10 protein-coding genes and 4 pseudogenes are annotated in these 21,814 nt (G+C 41.9%); 6 read left to right on the top strand and 8 right to left on the bottom strand.

The window, feature by feature from the left end:
• Window positions 1-412 precede the first annotated feature (412 nt).
• From V7K36_RS00565 to V7K36_RS00535, 7 genes and pseudogenes are all read right to left on the bottom strand, one after another.
• Entirely contained in the window at window positions 413-4,711 is a 4,299-nt protein-coding gene (locus V7K36_RS00565; RefSeq protein ID WP_335112300.1) for an amino acid adenylation domain-containing protein, read from the bottom strand.
• Window positions 4,708-7,974: a non-ribosomal peptide synthetase gene (locus V7K36_RS00560; protein WP_335112298.1), complete on the bottom strand. Its 3,267-nt coding sequence runs from the start codon at window positions 7,972-7,974 to the stop codon at window positions 4,708-4,710. The genes V7K36_RS00565 and V7K36_RS00560 overlap by 4 nt, the downstream gene beginning before the upstream one ends.
• Before the next feature lie 336 nt (window positions 7,975-8,310).
• Window positions 8,311-8,784: a cupin-like domain-containing protein gene (locus V7K36_RS00555; protein ID WP_335112296.1), complete on the bottom strand. Its 474-nt coding sequence runs from the start codon at window positions 8,782-8,784 to the stop codon at window positions 8,311-8,313.
• Window positions 8,785-8,859: 75 nt separating this feature from the next.
• Window positions 8,860-9,066: a hypothetical protein gene (locus tag V7K36_RS00550; RefSeq protein ID WP_335112294.1), complete on the bottom strand. Its 207-nt coding sequence runs from the start codon at window positions 9,064-9,066 to the stop codon at window positions 8,860-8,862.
• Between the two features lie 59 nt (window positions 9,067-9,125).
• Window positions 9,126-10,127, bottom strand: coding sequence for a hypothetical protein (locus tag V7K36_RS00545; RefSeq protein ID WP_335112292.1), 1,002 nt, complete (start codon window positions 10,125-10,127; stop codon window positions 9,126-9,128).
• 87 nt (window positions 10,128-10,214) lie between these two features.
• Entirely contained in the window at window positions 10,215-15,149 is a 4,935-nt protein-coding gene (locus V7K36_RS00540; protein ID WP_335112290.1) for an aminotransferase class III-fold pyridoxal phosphate-dependent enzyme, read from the bottom strand.
• Window positions 15,149-17,092 (bottom strand): annotated as a pseudogene (locus V7K36_RS00535) (non-ribosomal peptide synthetase); the annotation flags it as partial. The pseudogene V7K36_RS00535 and the gene V7K36_RS00540, both read right to left, overlap by 1 nt.
• Before the next feature lie 1,254 nt (window positions 17,093-18,346).
• On the opposite strand from V7K36_RS00535, the pseudogene V7K36_RS33910 reads away from it, so the two are divergent.
• The 6 genes and pseudogenes from V7K36_RS33910 to V7K36_RS00510 form a co-directional block, all read left to right on the top strand.
• Window positions 18,347-18,475: pseudogene (locus V7K36_RS33910) on the top strand (IS701 family transposase); the annotation flags it as partial.
• A pseudogene (locus tag V7K36_RS00530) lies at window positions 18,475-18,651 on the top strand (IS701 family transposase); the annotation flags it as partial. The pseudogenes V7K36_RS33910 and V7K36_RS00530, both read left to right, overlap by 1 nt.
• 64 nt (window positions 18,652-18,715) lie before the next feature.
• Window positions 18,716-20,230: a hypothetical protein gene (locus V7K36_RS00525; protein ID WP_335112286.1), complete on the top strand. Its 1,515-nt coding sequence runs from the start codon at window positions 18,716-18,718 to the stop codon at window positions 20,228-20,230.
• A 10-nt stretch (window positions 20,231-20,240) separates the two neighbouring features.
• Window positions 20,241-20,948 (top strand): anti-phage BREX system Lon protease BrxL, encoded by a 708-nt coding sequence (locus V7K36_RS00520; protein WP_335112284.1) that lies wholly within the window; start codon window positions 20,241-20,243, stop codon window positions 20,946-20,948.
• A gap of 90 nt (window positions 20,949-21,038) precedes the next feature.
• On the top strand, window positions 21,039-21,356 hold the full coding sequence (locus V7K36_RS00515; protein ID WP_442948418.1) for a S16 family serine protease: 318 nt from the start codon (window positions 21,039-21,041) through the stop codon (window positions 21,354-21,356).
• A 63-nt stretch (window positions 21,357-21,419) separates the two neighbouring features.
• Window positions 21,420-21,623, top strand: a pseudogene (locus V7K36_RS00510) (type I restriction enzyme endonuclease domain-containing protein).
• On the opposite strand, the gene V7K36_RS00505 reads toward V7K36_RS00510, so the two are convergent.
• Window positions 21,535-21,732 (bottom strand): hypothetical protein, encoded by a 198-nt coding sequence (locus tag V7K36_RS00505; protein WP_335112348.1) that lies wholly within the window; start codon window positions 21,730-21,732, stop codon window positions 21,535-21,537. The pseudogene V7K36_RS00510 and the gene V7K36_RS00505 overlap by 89 nt on opposite strands.
• Between the last annotated feature and the right edge of the window lie 82 nt (window positions 21,733-21,814).

The raw sequence follows: 21,814 nt of genomic DNA, 5'->3' as shown, positions 1-21,814 counted from the left end.
GGACTTATGCAAAACTACACACGCCCTGGGGCAATTCATGAATTGCCCCAAGCTGACAATTAGGGTTTTGGGGTTTTGGCTATTATTTGCGTAAGTCCTGTCAGCTTAAAATTAAGCACATCAAGGGATACTCTCTGAAATTGTTTAACCGTTTTATTTGTCTACACAGGTGTGGATTAAGATCAGAACTATGCGATCGCAATAAAAATACTTATATCAATAGCTTGAAATGTTTGACAATTAAGCCTTTCAAGAATTATACAACTTTTTTATTTATTAATTTTAAGAATCTTCCAGAAATTGTACAACTTTATTTATGGAGATGAATATTGACACTAACGGGAATATAATGGTTCTAGGCGTTCAAATTGTAGAACTTTATTATATTTCTACACGAAGATGTAACATAATTTCAGGTTTCTAGAATAATTTGATCTATGCAAGCCTTCATTTTTTCAGATAAAGTTCGGACATGGGGTTCTCTAAAAATAGAGTCGTGGTTTCCTGGGACATTTTGAATATCCAAATCTCCCAAGACCATTTCACTCCAACCCATTTTGGGGTCAACCTCTCGTTTTTCCAATGCAAAGCGCTCTTCTGCTCGGAATACAGTGACTCGACCTGGATAAGCTTTTAGAACGTATTCTCTGGCTGCCTGTTTATTGGCCTCTTCGATTGTTAATTTACGGTAGTTATAAGGTACAGTCCGCCAGATTCTTAAGGAAAACTTAAAGATTAATGTTCGGAACTTTTCTTGAAGTTTATACTTCAGCCAAAAGCCTTTGTTCCTTATTTGCTCAAGCACGTAATTAGTTCCAAGTTTTGTCAGGTTATCCCAATGCTGAGAAACTCGCTTTTCTAATGGCGCTTGTTTAATATAATTTGGGCCAGTGGTATCAAATAAAGCTAACAAAGCTACTTTTTGACCTTGCTTTACTAGTTGTTGAGCCATTTCCCAAGCTACTAGTCCGCCAAAGGAGGAGCCACCCAAAAAATAAGGGCCTTCAGGTTGAATAGTTTGTATCTCTTTGATGTAATGATCTGCCATTTCTGCAAGCTTGGTAAAGGGAGCTTCTTTCCCATTTAACCCTCGTGCTTGTAGTGCATAAAATGGCTGATTTTCACCCAAATTAAGTGATAAATCTCGGTAGTAGAGGACACTTAAACCAATTGCATGGATACAAAATAAAGGTGGCTTAGAACCGTTGGGCTGCATTGGTACTAGTGATGGCCAAGGTATCGATTTTCCTGAGTTGGTACTAGTACTAGTCTGAATCTTGTTATGGCTTTCTGACAAAAACCCTTGCTGGCGAATAAAATTAGTTAATTGCTCAATGGTTGAATATTGCAAGAGAATAGCTAAGGGCAGATTTAATTCAAATGTCTTTTCAATCTGAGAAAACAGATGTACTGCAAGTAGTGAGTGTCCACTCAAATCAAAAAAGTTGTCTGTTATTCCAATCGAATGAATTCCTAAAACATTTTCCCAGATTTCTGTTAATTTAAGTTGCAATGGGTCTTCTGCTGTGGCAAATGTTTTTTCTATTTTAGAATTAGTTGGATTAAGTGTAGATAAGGCTTTGCGTTCAACTTGACCATTAGCATTCAATGGGAGAGAATCTACTATGATAAATGCAGAAGGCAACAAATGCTCAGGCAGCTTTTGCTGGATAAAACTCCGCAGTTGCTCACTTCCAAAAGTCTCCCCTTGTTTAGGAACAAGATAAGCAACTAAACTTTTATCCCCCAGAACATCTTCTTTGGTAATCACCACAGTTTTTTGCACGCCTGGATATTGACCCAAAATTGTTTCAATTTCAGCCAACTCAATGCGAAAGCCGCGAATTTTTACCTGATTGTCTAGACGACCAAGAAACTCAATATTACCATCACTTAAGTAGCGTCCTAAGTCGCCACTTCTGTAAAGGTATGCCCCAGATTCGCTACTAAAGGGATTGGGGATAAATTTCTCAGATGTTAAGTTAGGACGGTTAAAGTAGCCTGATGCAACAGCGATACTGCTGATGTAGATTTCGCCAGTAACGCCAATTGGTAGGGGTTGCGATCGCTGATCGAGAATATAGATTTGGGTATTGGCGATCGCTTTTCCTATAGGAATTTCTGACCGCGTGTTACTGGCTTCAGTGGCAGCTTCCGGATCGTAAATAGTGGCGGTTAAAGTTGTTTCTAGTGATCCATAGGCATTAAGCCAGCGTACTTGCTTGCCAACTTTTTCTACCCAAGTTAAATAAGCATTGCGTGAGACTTTTTCACCACCAACCATGACTAACCGCAAAATCGCTGGCAAAGTTTGTGGAGACACAGATGGCTCTTTAACTAACTCATACCAAAAATAAGTAGGTAGATTAACAACGGTAATCTGTTGTTGATCAATCAATGGGAAAAACTGCGTCGTCGAGTTTTGTAGCTCTTGAGACTGGAGAATTGCGGTAGCACCAGTAATCCAAGTGGGGAAAAGTGATTCAATGAAAGAATCGCAACTGATGTTAGGTATGAGTAGTAGGCGATCGCTCTCGGTCAACTCCCAGGTGTCGCTGATTGCTAGGCTGTGGATGACAAGATTACGGTGGGTAATGGCTATACCGTTGGGTTTTTCATTGGAATCGGACACATACATCACACAGGCGAGAGTCTGATCTGTGGTATGATAACCTAGATTTTCAGTCGCGTGTACGGCGATCGCTTCCCAATCACTATCTAAACAGATAACTTGTGCCTGCTGCTCAGAGAATTTCTCAGCCAATGAGCTTTGGGTTAACACTAAGGATATTTGGGCATCTTCTAAAATGAAAGCCAGACCATCTTGCCCAGATGTCGGAGCGATCGGTACGTAAGTTCCTCCTCCTTTCAAAATACCCAACAGCGCCACAATCATATCTAGGGAAGGCTTTACATAAAGACCGACGAGTACCCCCGATCTTACCCCTAGAGTTTGCAAATATTGGGCTAGTTGATTTGCCCTCTGGTTGAGTTCCTGATAGGTTAGTTGCTGATTTTCAAAACTTACTGCAATATTATTTGGAGTTCGCTTGACTTGAGCCTCAAACCACTGATGGATACAAGTATTCTGGGGATAATCAGCCTGTTTGCCATTCCAGTCAACCAACAATTGATGTTGTTCAGGTGTTGTCAACAGGGGTAATTCGGCAATCAGCTGATCGGGATTAGTAACAATACCTTCGAGTAAAGTTTTGAAGTGTCCCAACATCCGCTCTATGGTATTGGCATCAAACATCTCGGCATTGTAATCAAATACCATGCCCAGACCATTATCCTGTTCCCGCAAGACTAATGTCAGATCGTATTTGGTTTTACCATGATAGATGTAGCCAAATAGAGAAGTAATAGTCAAATCAGATAGTTGCACTGCTCCCATTCCACGACCATTAGACCAAGGAGGATTGAGGGAGAATTTTACCTGAAACAGGGGCGAAGTATTGCGACTTCGTTGTTCTGGTCTAAGTTCTTCAATTAGCTTCTCAAAGGGTAAATCTTGATGGGTATAAGCTTGTAAGCAATCCTTACGCACTCGGTCTAACAATTCTCGGAAAGTTGGGTTCCCTGCAAAGTTACTCCGCAGTACAAGTGTATTAGAGAAAAATCCAATCAACCCCTCGGTTTCAACTTGTCCTCGACTTGCACTTGCAAAGCTAATGAGTAGGTCTTCTTGTCCAGAATAACGGTAGAGCAATAGCTCAAACACTGTCAGTAGAGTCATGAAGAGGGTGACACCCCATTTTTGACTCAGGTCTGTCAGGGCATGGTTCAGCGCTTTTGATAGCAGCAGGGCAGCGCGATCGCCTCGATAGGTTTGCACACCATGAGGACGGGGACGATCGTAAGGTAACTCAATGATGGGTAAATTGCCTTCTAGCTTTTGCTTCCAGTAGTTTACCTGTGACTCTAAAACCTCTCCCTGGAGCCACTGATATTGCCAATTGGTAAAATCAGCATACTGCACAGTTAAGGCAGGTAAAGGAGAAGCCTTGCCTACCGAAAATGCTTTATAGATGGTAGTGAAGTCTTGATAGAACAGATCAGAAGAAGCGCCATCACAAACTATACAGTGCATATTCCAGATTAGCAGATGCTCGCGCTCCCTCAACCGCAGCAGTAGCAACCGCAAAATCGGCCCCTTACCTAAATCAAAGGGTTGATGAGCTTCTTTAGTTGCCAGTGAGTGAGCTTCCGCTTCTCGTTTTTCATTTGATACTTGCTGCAAGTCAATTATTGGCAGCGTCAAGAAAACATCGGTGGCGATGACTTGAGTGGGCTTGCCATTCACTGCGGGAAAAGTTGTCCGCAGAACTTCATGACGGCGGACGACTTCTCTCAAACTTTCCTCTAAGACAGCAACATTGAGATTCCCCGTAAAACGCACCACAACGGGCATATTATTTGAGGAACTATCAGGTTCAAATTGATGGAGGAACCATATCCGTTGCTGGCCAAAGGAAAGCGGCAAGTTGCCATTCCGTTCACAAGCGACAATTGGGGGAATCTGTGAATTGGCGGCTGTAGTAATTTGTCGAAGAAAGTTGATGATTTCGGCTTTTTGAGTTTTTAACTCGGTGAGCAATTCCGGCGTGAGACTGTCTTTTGCCGCTCGGTAGCGTAAGCTTTCGCCCTCTAGCCAAAGTTTGACATCGCGCTGACGTAGTTCAGATAGTAGTTCATCTAATGTTTTCATAGCTCACCTTCCTCATAATCATCAGCTGTTTCACTCTCAGCAGCCTGAACACCTTGGCTTGCCCAACGCAGAGTCTCCACTCGTTCAGCCAAATCTGCTACCGTTGGTAATTCAAATAAATTGGACATGAGAATTTCTACTTGCAAGGCTTGGCGCAGTCGAGAAACCACTTGAATTCCTAGTAGAGAATATCCACCCAGTTCAAAAAAGTTGTCGTAAATCCCAACCTGCTTGACATTCAAAACCTGTGTCCAGATATCTGTAATTTGCTGCTCAATGGGAGTGCGAGGCGCTACATAATTTGCCTCCAGTTCTAGGCGGGAAGCATCGGGTTTTGGCAATGCCTTGCGATCGACTTTGCCATTGGGGGTTAACGGCATAGCTTCTAATGCCATAAAGATCGTTGGCACCATAAAGTCAGGAAGCTGTTGTTTCAAGAATCGACGCAACTGCGAAATCACTTGCAAGCTATCTTGACCAGTTTCCGCAACAATATAACCTACTAAATTATTCTCATTAGGAGTGTCTTCTCGAATAATTACAACGCCTTCTTTTACTTCTGGATGTTGCAGGAGTGCGGTTTCAATTTCACCCAATTCTATGCGGAAACCACGCAATTTTACCTGATAGTCGATCCGACCCAAGTATTCAATATGTCCATCTGGTAAATAGCGAGCCAAATCTCCAGTTTTGTATAAGCGCGATTTAGGGTTTGGGCTGAAGGGATTAGAAATAAATTTCTCAGCAGTCAGATCGGGACGATTAAGATATCCCCTTGCTAGTCCTTCGCCACCAATATACAACTCACCTGATATACCAATGGGAACGGGTTGTAAATGGGAGTCTAAAATGTAGATATGCGTATTAGCTAGAGGGCAACCAATACCTATTGCTTTATTTCCCGCTATCACCTTGTAGCCTGTTGACCAAATTGTTGTTTCTGTAGGCCCGTAGAGGTTCCACAGACAGGCTCCTTTAGGTAATAATTGATTTGCGAGGTCTCTAGGTAAGGCTTCGCCTGTGGAAATCATCTTGAGTTGAGGACTTCCTTGCCATCCGGCTGCCAGTAATAGCCGCCAAGTAACTGGCGTCGGTTGCATAAAGGTTGACCTGGAGGTGGTTAGCGCTTTTAAAAGTTGAGTACCATCAGCTGCAACTTCACGGCTTACCAACACCAACTTCGCACCTACAGACAGGGGTAGAAAAATTTCTGAAACGGCAATATCAAAGGATAGGCTAGTAACAGAGAGGAGAGTATCCTCATCGGTTAAACCGGGTTCTTGAGCGACGGCATTCAGGAGATTGACAGCACTCCGATGTTGAATTTGAACGCCTTTCGGTTGACCTGTTGAGCCAGATGTATAGATGACGTAAGCTAAGTTATTGGAAGTGATGTTATGTGTTGGGTTATCCAACCCATAATCTTTGGATTGCCAATTGGTATCAAGGCAAATAATCTCTGCTTGATGGTTGGGTAGCCCCGATTTTAGCTTCTCCTGTGTTAGTAGCACTGACACCTGAGCATCTTGCAACATGAAAGCTAAACGTTCTGGAGGGTAAGCATAATCTAACGGTACATAGGCTCCTCCGGCTTTGAGAATGCCTAAAACTCCTACAACCATTTCCAAGCTACGCTCGACACACAGACCAACCAGAACTTCTGACCCGACTCCTAAGCTTTGAAGATAATGGGCTAGCTGATTGGCTCGCAGATTCAGTTCGCGGTAGCTAATTTGTTTGTCTTCAAAAACTACAGCGATCGCGTCAGGAGTTTTCTCCACTTGAGTTTCAAACAGTTGGTGAATGCAGATATCTTGAGGATAAGCTGTTTGAGTATTGTTCCATTTTGCTAATAACTGTTGCTCAATTGCTGGCAAAATTGGCAATTTAGCAATACTTTGATTAGGGTTAGCAACTATGCCCAATAACAAAGTTTCAAACTCCGCCATCCGGCGGCGGATAGTGTCAGCGTCAAATAAATTAGTGTTGTACTGACATTCCAAGATCAGCTTACCATGCAATTCCGTAGCATTGATAAACAGTTCAAAATTCTCGAATGCGCGTGGATTCGAGAAAAATTCTACCTCTAACTCCAGAAATGGAAGTTGATTGCTATCTAAGGCTTGATCGACATTAAATATAATTGGTACTAAGGGAATGCGGCTAGAATCCCGTGGTAATACTAATTTTTTGACCAGACTACCAAAGGTAAATTGTTGATGGTCATAGGCATCTAACACAGCCGATCGCCGTGATCGCAAGTAGTCGCTGAAAGATTTTTCGCCATTAACTTGGCTACGCAAGGGTAATAAATTTACACAGTGACCTACGAGATTATATTGACCTAAAGCAGCTTGTCCGGCGGCTGAAATACCAACAACCAAGTCGTCTTGACCTGTCAGACGGTGTAGCCAAACCTCAAATCCTCCCAAGATAGTAGTCATAAAGCTACAACCGAGTTTTGTTCCTAGTTGTTTGAGGTTGGCAACTAGTTCGGGGTTTAAATGCCAATCTTCGCGGGCGGCGTTAAAGGTTCTCAGTGGGGGACGGGGGCGATCGCTAGGGAAATCCAGTACAGGTACAGAGTCAGCAAATTGTTGCAACCAGTATTGTTCTGTGGCGATCGCTTCTGGACTATCCGCCTCTTCTTCCTGCAAAGTCGCATATTCACTTAAATTGTCTGGTTCTTCCAGTTCAGGAACAATTCCCTGTTGCAAGCCAGAATAAAGTTTACCCAAATCTGGCATTAGCACTGCCCAAGACCAACCATCACAAATAATATGATGGGCTGTCAAAAGAACTAGATGCTCCTGCGGCTGCAATTTGACAATTTTTACCCGAAATAGGGGGCCATGTTCCAAATTAAAAGGTTGCTCTACCTCTTGTCGCAAGATACTAGCTAATTTTTCCTGTTGTTCCTGTGGCTCCAGGCTAGAAATATCAATAATAGGGATTTCAATTTGCCGAGAAGCAACAATGCAGAGTGTATTACCATCCGTACTAAAAGTTGTCCGTAGTGCTTCATGACGTTGTACTAACTTTTCCACCGCAGACTGGAAAACTTTGACATCAAGTTTGCCTCTTAGTCGCAGAGATTGGGATTCGTTATAAGCACAATTGGCAGCATCCCCCATTTGCACAGAAGCCCAAATTTCTTTTTGTGATTCTGTGGCGGGGGCGGTTAGAAGTAATTCTCCATCTGCAAATGGATCAAAATCAACCGCAGTTAATCTGGATTGGAAATCTACAGGTGATAAGGTCATAAAACTCTATTATTTTCTCAGTTTATTCAATGTTGTTAAATTTAAATCTTTCTTGACAAAGTATTGGCGTTCAATTCATTGTTTAACGAAGATTGTAGACTTTAAATAATTACGCATAGGAACCTCTACAAATTTAGATGTCAATGATGCAGCCAATATACTAATCATAAGAAATGCTCCTATAGATGTCAATGCTTCATCTTTTGTGAATCCTTTACCAAAAATATCGTGAAAATGATAATTCCAGAATAGTTTTAACAATTCTTGAAAAAACCAATGAACCATATAAATTGAGTAAGATATAGAACCAAGATATAGCATTAAGAATAAAAAATCTCAATTTGGTTCTAGGGATGTTAGGAGTCTTCCTAGATTGTCTAGATAGGAATAAATATTAGATTCAATAATAGTGAGTCTACTCTGGTTATTTTTGGCAGAAGTTAATGAATTAACCAGATCGCGAGTCAAATCTTGGCTAAATCTATCCCAGTTTGAGTTAGTTAGGCAATTCATTGTGACTGCAATTGAAGGGGTCGGTAATAGTCCGGGAATATCAGTATCTTTGAGATATGAACAAGGTTTCTCTTCAGTTGAAGCAATAACTAAATCAATAAAATTCCGCAGTTGATAGCGTTGAGCATCAACAGTTACTTCTTTTGAACCATAGTTTTTTTTAAAGTATTCAGGAGTCCATATTGACAATGCTTTCCAATCTTGAATCGCATCAGTGATGACAACAGGATACAATGGGTTTAGATAGCGACTGACAAACTCTTTATAGGATAATTTAGCCACTTTTTCAACAGTCATTTTTTCTGGTTGAGCTATTAAGCTTCCATTAGAATTTGCATTAGCAGGATTGGATTGGCTCAAGAAATTTAGAATCTATTTTTTACGATCTCTCATTTGAGCGAGTAAATCAGGAGTCAGTGTTTCTTTAGGAGCTTTATAGCGTAATTGATCGCCTTCAATCCATAACTTTACATCTAACTGTTGAAGCTCTGATACAAACTTCTCAACCATTTTTATATCTTTATCGGCTAATGAATTAATCGAATTCTGCTTATTCGTGGATGGTTTAATTAGTGACATATCGAAAACCCTAATCTTAATGTGGTATATACTTTGTTTTCAATAATTACGACAGATGATTATCGCTTTAGGGACCTCACTGCCTGTTGAAATTGCTTTAGCCTTCCCTCAATAGATTTAAGTCTTAATACACCAGAGCGCAGTATTGTAAATTTACTTTTCGGCCGGCGATCGGATAAAAGACCCAGAGCAAAAATTTTCATCCGGTCTCGCAAGGTAGACTTGCCTGGTGGAGTGGGTTCCAATCCCAGTCTGCGTAAATAGTTGTTGACTTGATATATTCTGGTTTTTAGATCGTAAGGTCGCAGATAAAAGAGGACACTCAAAGCCACAGAGACATTATTACCATTTTTGGCCCAATGGGGTGCCAGGATTGGATGATGGAGTCCCTTGCCTGGTTGCAAATGGTAAACGCTCGCTTTACTCTGATTCTCCTCTCTATAATTTGCTACATTCAGGTCGCCTATGTAAAATTTTTCAATCTCCTCCTCACTCAGTACAGAACGATCATTTTGATTGAAGAGGCTCATATCTTTTTCGCCCTGAATTTGAAACAGGAAATTCAACTCACTATCGATGTGGTAAGGTGTAATAGAATTTGGAGAAGCAATAAAGATATAAGCACCTAGCCACGTCATTTCCTTGCGAAGGGGTCTGCCTGTAAGAATTTCGAGTTCAGTTATGATCTGGTTGAGCAATGCAGCGTATTCTGGGTCTACTTGGACATCTTCAAGCATCACCCAAGAATCCGATTCTCCAATATGTGCGATCGCCTCCCTAATTTGCTTGATTCCAGGTCGATGATTCCACTTTTGCTCAACAGGGACTTTGCTGATATAGGACTGGATTTTATTTGTTCTTCCCTGACTTAGGATAGTATTTGCAAGCTCAACTAAGCGGGGGATCTCAAACAAAGGGTGTCCCGCAAGGTTATGCGAAAACATGAAGTGAGAAGAATTGAAGTTTTCCCGGAAGTTTGAAAGATCAGTTTCAATGATTTGTTCAGGAAGCTTCAGATCGCACTTTATAGAACTAGGTTCAAGTAGATTATCAACTGACATACAAAACCTTGATGGATGAGTATTTACTATTTGCAAAAATTATTGACGCACACTATACTTTGTGTGCAATTGCTTTTTTAAAACACTTCAGGAAACACTGGCAACTTGTAGATATTTGCCGGGTCGCTCGGTATTAGGAATATACCAGGCGGGATTCCCTTGAGGATCTCGTCCTAATCTGGCATCAGCTTGCGGAGGACGATTACGTAGGCTGTTATTAGTAACTTCTGCTCCATTGTGGCGATCGCAATTTGTTACTTCTATGGGCGGTGCAGATAAGAAGCCAGCAGATTGCATTTCGGCAATACTTTCTTTAAAGGCTGCCATTACAAAAGCCAGATCGGCTTCGGAATGGGCTGTTGTCAAGAAGCAAGGACGGTGATCCCAAGTATGCACTCCCTTATCCCGCAGCAAGTAAAATAGCAAATCACTGTAAGGGAACTCTGGTAAAGATTTAACCATGAACAGAGAGCCGAAATTATAGGCTGTAAACGGAGCCTGAACTTGCTGGAAATAACCCATGAGTTCCGCTACAAATTTATCAGTTCTTGCATTGAGATTTTGCTGCAAACTGGGGCCACTCTGTTTTAAATGCTGAAGCACTGCTTTGGCTGCTGCTAGTGCTAAAGGATGGCGGACAAAAGTTCCGGCAAAGTAAGTCACACCTACTTCTGGAACTGAGTCATCCCCAAACTGCCAAAATCCACCATCTAAAGCATCCATATATTGCGATTTGCCAGCAATGACTCCAATCGGTAGTCCACCGCCCACAATCTTGCCGTAGGTTGCTATATCAGCTTTGATACCAAAATGTGCCTGAGCGCCACCTGGATGAATTCTAAATCCGGTAACGATTTCATCAAAAATTAGTGCAATACCAGCTTGTTCAGTGAAATCACGCAGTTGGTGGAGAAATTCCTTGGGCTGGTATTCAGGGCGACGGCTTTGCACAGATTCAACCATCACTGCTGCTAACTCATCAGCCCGATTTTTGAGGATTTCTAAAGATTCAGGCGAATCATAGTCTAGTACCAAAATGTTCTCTACCATTTCCGGTGGGATACCGGGAGCAGCGGGAATTGACCGGAGTTTCTTTGTCCCTCGAACAATTACTTCATCCAGAATGCCGTGATAAGCTCCAGAAAAGATGGCAATTAAGTTACGCCCTGTGATTGTGCGTGCCATCCGCATCGCTCCCAGAACCGCTTCCGAACCTGTGTTACAAAAGGCTGCTCGGTCAAAGTTGGTCAACTCACACATCAGCCGTGCCACTTCTCCAACTAAGGGAGTCTGGGGGCCAATTTCCATACCAAGTTTCAGTTGCGCTTCAATTGCTTCGGTAATGAAAGGTGGCGACCAACCAAACAAATTCAAACCAAAGCCATTGCTTAAATCGACATATTCATTGCCATCAACGTCCCAAAGTTTAGAACCCGATGAACGAGACGCTACGATGGGGTAAACCATCTCTTTCATCGTCGGGTTAAACCCAGAAACAGTTCTTGGATCTGCTAAGTAAGGACGATGAGATTGAGTATATTCTTTGGATTTTTGAGTCCGTTGTGTATATCTTTGGATAATTTTGTCTAGATGAGTGCGTTGTTGCGCTGTCAGAGTTTTAGTCTGGGTTTTTTCAATTCGAGCAGCCGCACCAAATGCCTTTTTAGCGCCATTCGTCTCCGTGTCTACCGATGCAAGTGATTCTTTGCTCGTTTGAGTCGCTGGGATAGATACAGTGTTTTGTGGTTTGACACCATTATTTTGAGGTGTCGCCGCAGGTACAACTGGGATTGTTACAGATTGACTATTGTTACCCAATAGTGTTAATTGCTGACTCATGATTTGGAGCTGCTGATTAATCACATTTTCTAGGAAACTGGATGCAGCAGGTTGGGGAGAAATCTGAGGTGCAGATCCATTTGTATGAACTTCATGCACTACCAAAGTGGGTGATGTGGTTACAGATGCTGATAATGTTACTTCTGGAATGGCTTCTGCAACGGTTTCTGTTAATCCTAATGCGGATAAAGTTTCGGCAGACAGGACTGGATTGATAAAGTCAGCCAGTGTTCCTAAATTGGGGTAAATTTCTAGTAACTGCCTAAGTGTTACCTTGACTTGAAATTTTTTCTTTAACCCTAGCCCCACTTGAGTCAGGGATAAAGAATCTAATCCCATTTCTAAAAATGTTGTGGAGTCGTCAACACTAGCGATTTCCAATCCTGATGTTTCTTCGATAATTTCTTTTAGCAGAGAAATAAGCTTTTGCTGAGGAGATTTTGTCATAGTTTGGGTGTTTTCTAACTGGGGATTTGAAGGTTTGGGAGTTGCTGCGCGGTTGGAATGAGGTAGAGGATCAATCCAGAAGCGTTGGCGTTCAAAGGGATAGGTAGGCAGAGGAATTCGTTGTCGCGTTTCCCTTTGATAAAAGCTGCTCCAGTCAATAGATACTCCTGCTAGCCACAGTTGTCCTACTGCTTTGAGTAATGTCGTCCATTCGGCTTCGTTCTCGGCATTATCACTCAGAGAAGATATCGCTATCTGTTGTTTAATATCTTTTGCTTGTTGGCGGGCTAGGGTCGCAGTTGTGATTCGCGGCCCCACCTCTAACAGTAGGCGTTCTGGCTGCTGCCATAGGGTTTGTACACTCTCCGCAAATCGCACAGTCTGACGTAGATGTGTAGCCCAATACATCGGATCAGTTGCTTGCTGGGCTGTAATCCAGTCGGCGGTAACTGTGGAAACAAAGGGAATTTGAGGAGGTGATAATTTAACTTTCCCAACTACCTCAGCAAAGGGGGCAATAATGCTATCCATTATTGGGGAGTGGAAAGCATGGGAAGTGTGTAAACAGCGACAAACAACTTCTTCGCTTTCTAGTTGTTTTTGCAGAGCCGCGATCGCCTCAGTGGGGCCAGAAACTACACACAGGGAAGGGCTATTAATTGCAGCGATCGCTAGTTCTGCACTCAATCGCGGCTCTAACTCTTTGGCTGGTAAGCGCACTGAGAGCATAGCCCCTTCCGGTAACTCCCACATTAAGCGACCGCGATTTGCAACCAACATCAGCGCATCTTCTAAGGTAAATACACCCGCTATACAGGCGGCGACAAATTCACCAATACTGTGACCAATCATGGCTTGGGGCTTGACTCCCCAAGTTTGCCACAGTTGCGCTAAAGCGTATTCAATGACGAATAATGCTGGTTGGGTAAAGCAAGTTTGCCGCAGGGAGATAGCCGCAGTTTCACTATCGCTCGGTGCGGGATACAGTATTTCTCGTAAATCCTTGCCCAGCAAAGGTTTAAGGATTTCAGCACATCGAGCTACTACCTCCTGAAATACGGGTTCACGGTTGTAGAGATTCAGTCCCATATTCACATATTGTGATCCTTGTCCGGGGAACATGAAGACAACGGCTGGATTGCGGATTTCTGTATGACGGGTATTTACTTGATTTGGATCTAAAGATTGTAGGGCTGCGATCGCATCTGTTACATCGTGACAAACTATACTGCGTCGATAGTTTAAGGCTTTGCGCCCTCGTTGTAGGGTATAAGCTACATCGGCTAAGTTAATTTCGGTATTGTACAGGAGATGTTGCTGCAAATTTGCTGTTGCAACTTCTAAGGCTTTACTAGTTTTTGCTGAGAGCAATAATAGCTGCTGTGGGCGAGAAGATCCAGAATTTTGAATTTGTGGCGCTTCTTCTAGCACAATATGAGCATTAGTCCCGCCGACACCAAAAGAACTCACACCGGCTCGTCGCGGAGTTTCACCCTCTGACCATTTAGCTAGTTTGGTATTGACATAGAAAGGGCTGTTGGCAAAGTCAATCTTGGGGTTGGGAGCCTCAAAATTTAAACTAGGTGGAATCTTTTTATAATGTAGGGCGAGAGCGGTTTTAATTAACCCTGCTACGCCAGCCGCAGCAACTAAATGTCCGACATTGCTTTTAAGAGAGCCGATCGCACAAAATTGTTTAGCATCTGTATGTACACGAAATGCTTGGGTCAGCGCTTCAATTTCAATCGGGTCGCCTAAAGGTGTAGCTGTACCGTGAGCTTCAATATAAGAGATGGTTTCTGGGTGAAAGTTGGCATCAGCTTGCGCCATCGCAACGGCCTCTGCTTGTCCGTCTACACTGGGAGCTGTAAAGCTCACCTTATCAGCGCCGTCATTATTGATCCCAGAACCCCGAATTACGGCATAGATGCGATCGCCTTCATTAAGTGCATCTTCTAAACGCTTGAGGACAACCAGTCCTGCGCCATTGTTGAACATTGTACCCTGAGCGCTAGCATCAAAGGGACGACAATGCCCATCCTCAGACAGCATACTGCCTTCTTGAGCCATATAACCGCTATTTTGGGGTGTAGTCATAGAAACACCACCAGCTAAAGCCATATCGCACTGATAGCTGCTTAAGGCTTGGCAAGCCTGAATGACTGCTACCAAAGAAGTAGAACAAGCAGTATTAACACTGACAGCCGGGCCCTTGAGGTTGAGCTTGTAAGCAGCACGGGTCGTCAAAAAGTCTTTTTCATTTGCTAGCATTGTCTGGAACTCGCCGATGCGATCGACAATTTCCATGCGTCCAGAAATGTGGTTAGCAAAATAAGTATTTTGACCACAACCAGCGTACAAACCAATCAAACCATCGAAAGACTCTGATTCATAACCAGCATTTTCTAGAGCTTCATAAACCAACTCTAGGAAAACTCTGGCTTGTGGGTCCATAACCACAGCTTCCAGTGGATTAATGCCAAAGAAGGCAGCATCAAAGGTTTCCCCGCCAGAAATGATTCCTCTAGCTTTTACGTAGCTAGGATCTTTGCAAAGGTTCGGGTCAATACTAGGATCTAGTTCCTCATCTTGAAAGAAAGTAGTTGATTCTAATCCCTCACACAGATTGCGCCAAAACTCATCGACATTTCCAGCGCCAGGAAATCTTCCTATCATGCCAATAATGGCAACACCATCAATAGGATCTTGGTTATCTGAGGTTTGCATATTCACCATTACTTAAACACCTGATGATTACGGTGACGAGTTCGAGCTGCTTGTTGGCGTTGGGCGCGATTTTGCAGCTTGTCATGAGAGGGTTGACTATTCTGGTTTGAATGCAAATAGTTTGCTAAAGAGCCAATCGTTGAATACTGAAATAGCTTCACAGTAGGTAGCTCAATACCAAGCTCGTATTGTAACCGCACAGCAACTTGCAGAATCGAGATTGAAGTTCCTCCCAAATCAAAGAAATTATCATCAATCCCAACGCGATCAATTTTGAGCAGTTCAGACAAAATACCTGCAAGTAAACGCTCTAAATCGGTTTGGGGAGCAATGTACGCTTGTTCCAGTTGCGGACGTTCTCTACTTGGTGCTGGTAATTTATGTCTATCTACTTTGCCATTTGCAGTCAAAGGCAGTGACTCTAACATCACAAACGCTGAGGGCATCATGTAATTAGGTAGTTGCTGCTGTAAAAAATTACGCAATTTATTATGTGTGTATCTACTGTTATAGTGAGGAACAATATAAGCTGTCAACTGTTTTTCACTTGTTTTATCCTGACGGGCTAAAACGACAACTTCCCGAACGTCAGGATGTTGTGCAATCTCCCGCTCAATTTCCCCTAGTTCAATTCGGAAACCGCGAATTTTTACCTGATTGTCAATTCGACCTAAGAACTCGATATTGCCATCTGGAAGATAACGAGCTAAATCTCCAGTCTTATAAAGACGCGTTATTAAATTGCTATCAAAGGAGTGATAAATAAATTTTTCAGCAGTCAAATCGGGACGGTTCAAATAGTCTCTAGCTAATCCATCACCACCAATGTATAATTCGCCAACTTCTCCAATTGATACTGGTTGGAGATTGTTATCTAATATATAAACTTGGGTATTAGCAATTGGACGACCAATAGGAATAGAGACACCTGCTTGCAGTGGCGCTGTTATCGGATGGTAGCAGGTAAAAGTTGTATTTTCAGTTGGACCATAACCATTAATTAGCTGACAGTTCTCTACTGTTTGGAGAAACTTCTGTACATGGGGAACAGATAAAACATCGCCACCCGCTAAAAGTTGACGCAAGGATTTTAAAGCATCAATTTTTTCATCCACTATGAGGTGGAATAAACCGGCTGTTAGCCAAAGAGTAGTAACTTTGTATTGCTGAATAATCTGCCCTAATTCGTCTAAAGATGGGGTATGGGGAGGGAATATTACTAGTTTTCCACCGTTAAGCAAACAACCCCAAATTTCAAAAGTTGAAGCGTCGAAGGAAATAGGAGCCAGTTGCAGAATTATTTCTTCATCTGTGAGGTGGGCATAATTAGTTTCTTTGACTAACCTAACTACACCACGATGGATAACACTAACACCTTTGGGTGTACCTGTAGAACCTGAGGTATACATGACATAAGCCAAGTTATCAGCAGTGACGCTAGTACTTAGGTTCTCTTTTTTATTTTGGGCGATACCTCCGGTGGGCTTTGCCAACGCATTCCAATCTGCATCTAGGCAAATTACAAATGCTGTATGAGTAGGTAATTTGGCAACTAGTTCTTTTTGAGTTAATAATACTGATACCTGGGTATCTGATAGGATGAAAGCTAAACGTTCTTGTGGATACCCTGGATCTAGTGGTACATAAGCTCCACCTGCTTTGAGGATAGCTAAAAGTGCTACAACCATTTCTAAGGAGCGCTCTATACAGATTCCTACAAGAATTTCTGTTCCTACCCCTAGTGATTGCAGATGTTGTGCTAATTGATTAGCACGACTATTCAAATCTCTATAGGTGAGATGCTGATTATTAAAGATTAATGCTATAGCATCAGGTGTTTTCTCTACTTGTGCTTCAAACAATTGATGAATACACGCTTGCTGAGGATAATCAGTTTGAGTATGATTCCACTCGATTGGTAGGTGTTTTTCGAATTTTTTCAAAATAGGTAATGTTAAATTATCTTGTTCTAAGTTATTTTCTGATGATGAGCTTTGATACTCATTTGCCAACCACGCAAGAATGTTAAAGCTTTTAAACCGCGTCTACCTTGAAAACCATAGTTTTTTGGAATCAGGGTAAAGTTCAGAACTCAAGCCACGACCGAATAATACACTCTCCTTAAAAACTCCAGGTTTAAAAATGGACGGGGTTTATATGTTTATCTATCAGTGTTGATACTTAGATAATACATAGAAATCGAATTTAATTTTTGAAAAAACCTAAGTATACACAGTGCCGTGGCAAGCTTAAAATGTTGCAATATAAAAATTAGATTATGTTTCTCAAATCGAATTTTCTAGAGATTTTTAATGCACTATTTTAGCCTTGCCACGCTAGTAGGGTGTCTTAGCGAAAGGTAGTGTACCAAAGGTTTTAGGCGGTACGTTACGCTTCGCTAACACACCCTACACATCTTTCAAAAATCAAATATAAGTCCTATAGTGATGTGTTAGCTTTCAAATTATATTTAAAGACTAATTTCACATCAAATTTTACCGCAATCTTACAATGTTTGTATGAAAGGGCACTTACTATAAAATTTAATTCTCTCAGTTTGACCTATTTATTTAAAATAATAGTTATTTTCGATACATCTTCATTGAAAATTAAACCTTTATAGATGGTTTGCAATGGAAGTATAAACAGTAACTTTTGAAGAAGCTTTGCCCGAATTTCTCACAAAGCCAGAAAAAAGAGGGGTCAAAAACTGCCAAAATGTATATTGCGAAACAATTCCAGCAGTTTTAAGTAGCTCACAGATTTGCTCCTTTTTCCCCCTCTTTTTCAGCCAGATGACGTTTTGCGAGGAGTAGGTATTTCACGTCCCAAAGTTTTGTATTTGAAAGACCTTGCTCAAAAAATTTTAGATGGATTGCCTAAAACACACAGCAGGGTGTCATGAGAAATGACGTTTGAGGGTATTGCTGAATAGTTTGGCTTTTCTTTATGTCCAACAGAAACAGCCTCTTGAGTTGATCTGGTAGTTTTTACCACATCGCTCATCTATTAAACCCGATTCGTAACAAGTTAGAACTTACGCAACTGGCACAGTGCGATCTCTAGCCAGTAGTACATAGGTATTAATTAGGGAGAATGTGTTTGATTGGCTTGACTCGAATTAGTAACAATAATCAATGATGTATCTTCTTGTTCAAAATTTTATGAGAAAATTGATAGAAGGTGCATCAAAAAGTTGGTTAGTGATGAAATTTACTAAACTTAATTATTGTCAATATTTACTGAGCAGCCAAATTAACTATACAATGACTAATCTAGCGGAACATTTGTCAAATATTAGTCATGATAAAATCAATTATTATTTAAAGAATGATGTCGTAAAGCTCGTCTTCAAAGAAATCATATTGCTTGCGCTATGTTAGTTTGGCTAAGACTGAAAAGTTTAGCTTATCAAACTTGTCTTACTATTTACAAGCTCAAGCAAAATTTGCTTTCTAATTATTTAATTGAGCAACTAAAACGTCCAGATATTGCTATGTCTTTTGTGTAGTTTTTGGGCGCTCGGTGCGCTTCGCGCACCATTGCTTGTGCCAGTTGCGTAAGTCCTGTCTATTTTGAACTCCTGTCGTCAAGCCGAAGCCGTCTACCGCCACATGAACGAGTCTGATGACTTAGCCAATGCTGGGTTGAATCTCCTCATTTACGTACCCCGCCAGCGTGGAACAATAGAAGATGAGAAGCGGCAAGATCCGTTTGAAGTTTTCGCATGGGCTGGTGTGGCGTTTGGCGACAAAGAAGCAGAACAGTTAGAATCTCTTGCCAGACAAGCAATACCAGAACGGGCTATAGAGATTACTCGGCTATTTGCCCAAGGCAGTCCAACCCTATCGATGTTGGATAAATTACAGTTCCATCACCGTTCGCCTTTACTGTTAGAGGCGTTAGGTACTGACTCACCATCAGAAGCGATCGCCTTAGTCCTCTGCTTAGATGAAAAATCACAACGTATTGATTCCGTTAAGGGTTGTTTAAAAGAATTTTTGCAGTTACTAGCAACGGAGATTGGCTTTAAACCTCTATTAAAAGCGAAATCCTGGACAGAAATCAGAAAGCAACTCGGTCAGTATCTGCTGTTCAACGAGTTTGCCCTCGACCTGCCTTATGAACTACCACAATCCTTCAGTGGCTTACCCAGAGCCGAAGCTAGCCATGAATTAGTGATTTTTGCAGTGTGCGATCGGATGCGGGATAGTTCTGACCTGCGATCGGGCTATGTTCAGCTAGCAGTAGAAGTAGAAAACCAGTTGCACCTTGGCAATCTCACAGAAAATATAGCTCAACTAGGTACTAGAGATACCTTCCCCTTTGCAGAAAAGCGATACCTACAGCAAGTGCTGGAGTATGTACAACAGAATAACTTAGCAGATGCCCAGAAGATTTTAACGCAACGCCGTCATTCCATCTGGAACAACCACTTGGAACGAGGTAATATTTGGATGATAGTCGAGCGTTGTGTCACATTTCTCGCCACAAGCAATGCTGTAGAAGAGTTGAAAATTAAGCGCAGGAGTTTGCTTGGGCAATTTATATCTGGCGAATCTTCAAGTGTAGTTATCTTTAAAACTGAGCAGGTTGGTATCCAAGGAGATGCCCAAGACCTCTGTGTTGCCAAAGGCTTTAAAGTTTTCCAACAAGTTGAAGGTTACTTCCACGAAGGCATAAGCTTGCAGGAAGCGATCGTGCCATTGGTAATTTTGCGATCGCAAGGTAAGATTACAGCTCAGAGTAAGCCGAATATTTTCCTGCGTTATAAGTACGATTACTTTACCAATAAAGTAATCAATCTGCGAGTCTGCTATGAATATTTGCTACTAAAAGCAATACAAGTCCGCATCGAAGCTTACGATGGCTCAACAGCAAAAGCCAAGCGGGTAGGTAAAGCAACCGACTGCGATGCTAGAGACGAACGAACTGGTGAAATCATACTCCAGCCCAATCAAGAAACTTCGGTTCCTATCTTACTGGAGTCTGACGATATTTCATGCTCCAAAATTGAAATGCGAGCAATTGACCCACAAACTGGCGTAATTTGGGCAAAGTTAGAACTAGAAAATCGCTTACTAGATTAAGAATGAACTCATGTTTCAAGATGCCTTAGACCAAAAAGTTAATCAAACATTTCCAGGAAAGGTAGTACGTAAGGACTTGCTACATCAAATCAAGGGTGGAGAAAATGTACCATCTTATGTACTGGAATATTTTCTAGGAAAGTACTGCGCCTCAGATGATGAAGATGAAATCCGCATTGGCATTCAGGCTGTTAAAGAAACACTACAAAGCAACTATTTCCGCCACGATGAAGCTAACAAAGCCCAAGCGCTAGTAGAACAACGAGGACGACACCGATTTATAGACCGTATAGAAGTTCGTTATCTCGCCAGTGAAAACAAATATTGGGCGGCAATGGATCACTTTAGTTACTCCAGAATTCATGTTGCTGACCGATTTTATCGACAATACGAACGACTTTTAGAAGGTGGAATTTGGGGTCTTGTAGATGTCGAATTTCAACCAACTGAAGAAGAAGGAAAGCGAGGTTCTTTTGAGTTTTACAAAACCAGCTTTTCTTACATCGACCAGGAAAGTGATGCAGAGATGACAGTGGGTGTACCAGAACAAGGTAGTGCTGGAATCATCTCTCAAGAACCTTTACCTCCTGGCACAGTGTACACCGCCACAGCAAATGGAGAGGCTAGGGTTGGTCTTTTCCGCCTGGAAGTTGCTTGTACATCGGGGACAGGAAAATTGCAAACCCCTACAGGGCTAGACAAAACTTTAAAAGAATGATTAAACCGGGCTTTCAGCTATCTTCAAAGTATAAAAGAAAGGAAAGGACTCAACGAAACTCTGGGACTGAAAGACATTTACGCTGAAGCTGTGGACTTGTCTGGAAGCCGTGTTGAATGCCCTTGTGGTGTAGCATTTTTTGTCGCCATCATTTCAGCCATACAGAATCGTCAAATCCAAGCCGGAACTTTGATCTTGGGCGATTTAACAATTCAAGGGAATATCAAAGGCCCTGCTTCAATTGTCGAATCACTGCAAATAGCAATGGAAAGTGGGGCTTTACGAGCTTTAGTACCACTTTCCAATAAGAGTCAATTTGCAGGCTTGCCAGAAGAGGTGGTCGAAAAGCTTGATATTGTGTTTTATGGCGACGTTGACCGAGCAGTAATTAAGAGCGTCGATATTTAAGAGTATATTGATGAGCTTGCTTTTTACAATGTCTTAGATTTTAATGAGACTTCAGTTGGTGCTTTGGGTGATGAAATACTAAAAGCGATCGCTCGTGAATTAGTGAAGACAGTCCGCCCTAATGTCAGCATAGACTGAACGCAGAAAGAAAATGTCAAACCCAATCTGAGACGGCTAGTCAAACGCCTGCTGTGGAAATATGGCTATGTATCAGACAAACAGGATAAAGCGAGGGTAATACTATTAAAACAGGCAGAATCGCTGTAAAGATTGTGCGGCTTGGAGAGGGGAGAAATTGGAGTTGCGATCGCTCCATGCTACCAGCCATAGATAAAGTGAAATAGAGTGCGATCGCATCCATCGCACGCAAACTCAACCTGTTAATTCAGTTTTGCACTTGGGATGCGATCACAATTGAATATTGTAGCAAATAGTTCCAAACCCTTGCAGTGCCTGCA

The organism is Nostoc sp. (assembly GCF_036919555.1).
Lineage (GTDB): Bacteria > Cyanobacteriota > Cyanobacteriia > Cyanobacteriales > Nostocaceae > Nostoc.
Note: the sequence above shows the minus strand (reverse complement) of the source record. Positions and strands in the feature narration are given on the sequence as shown.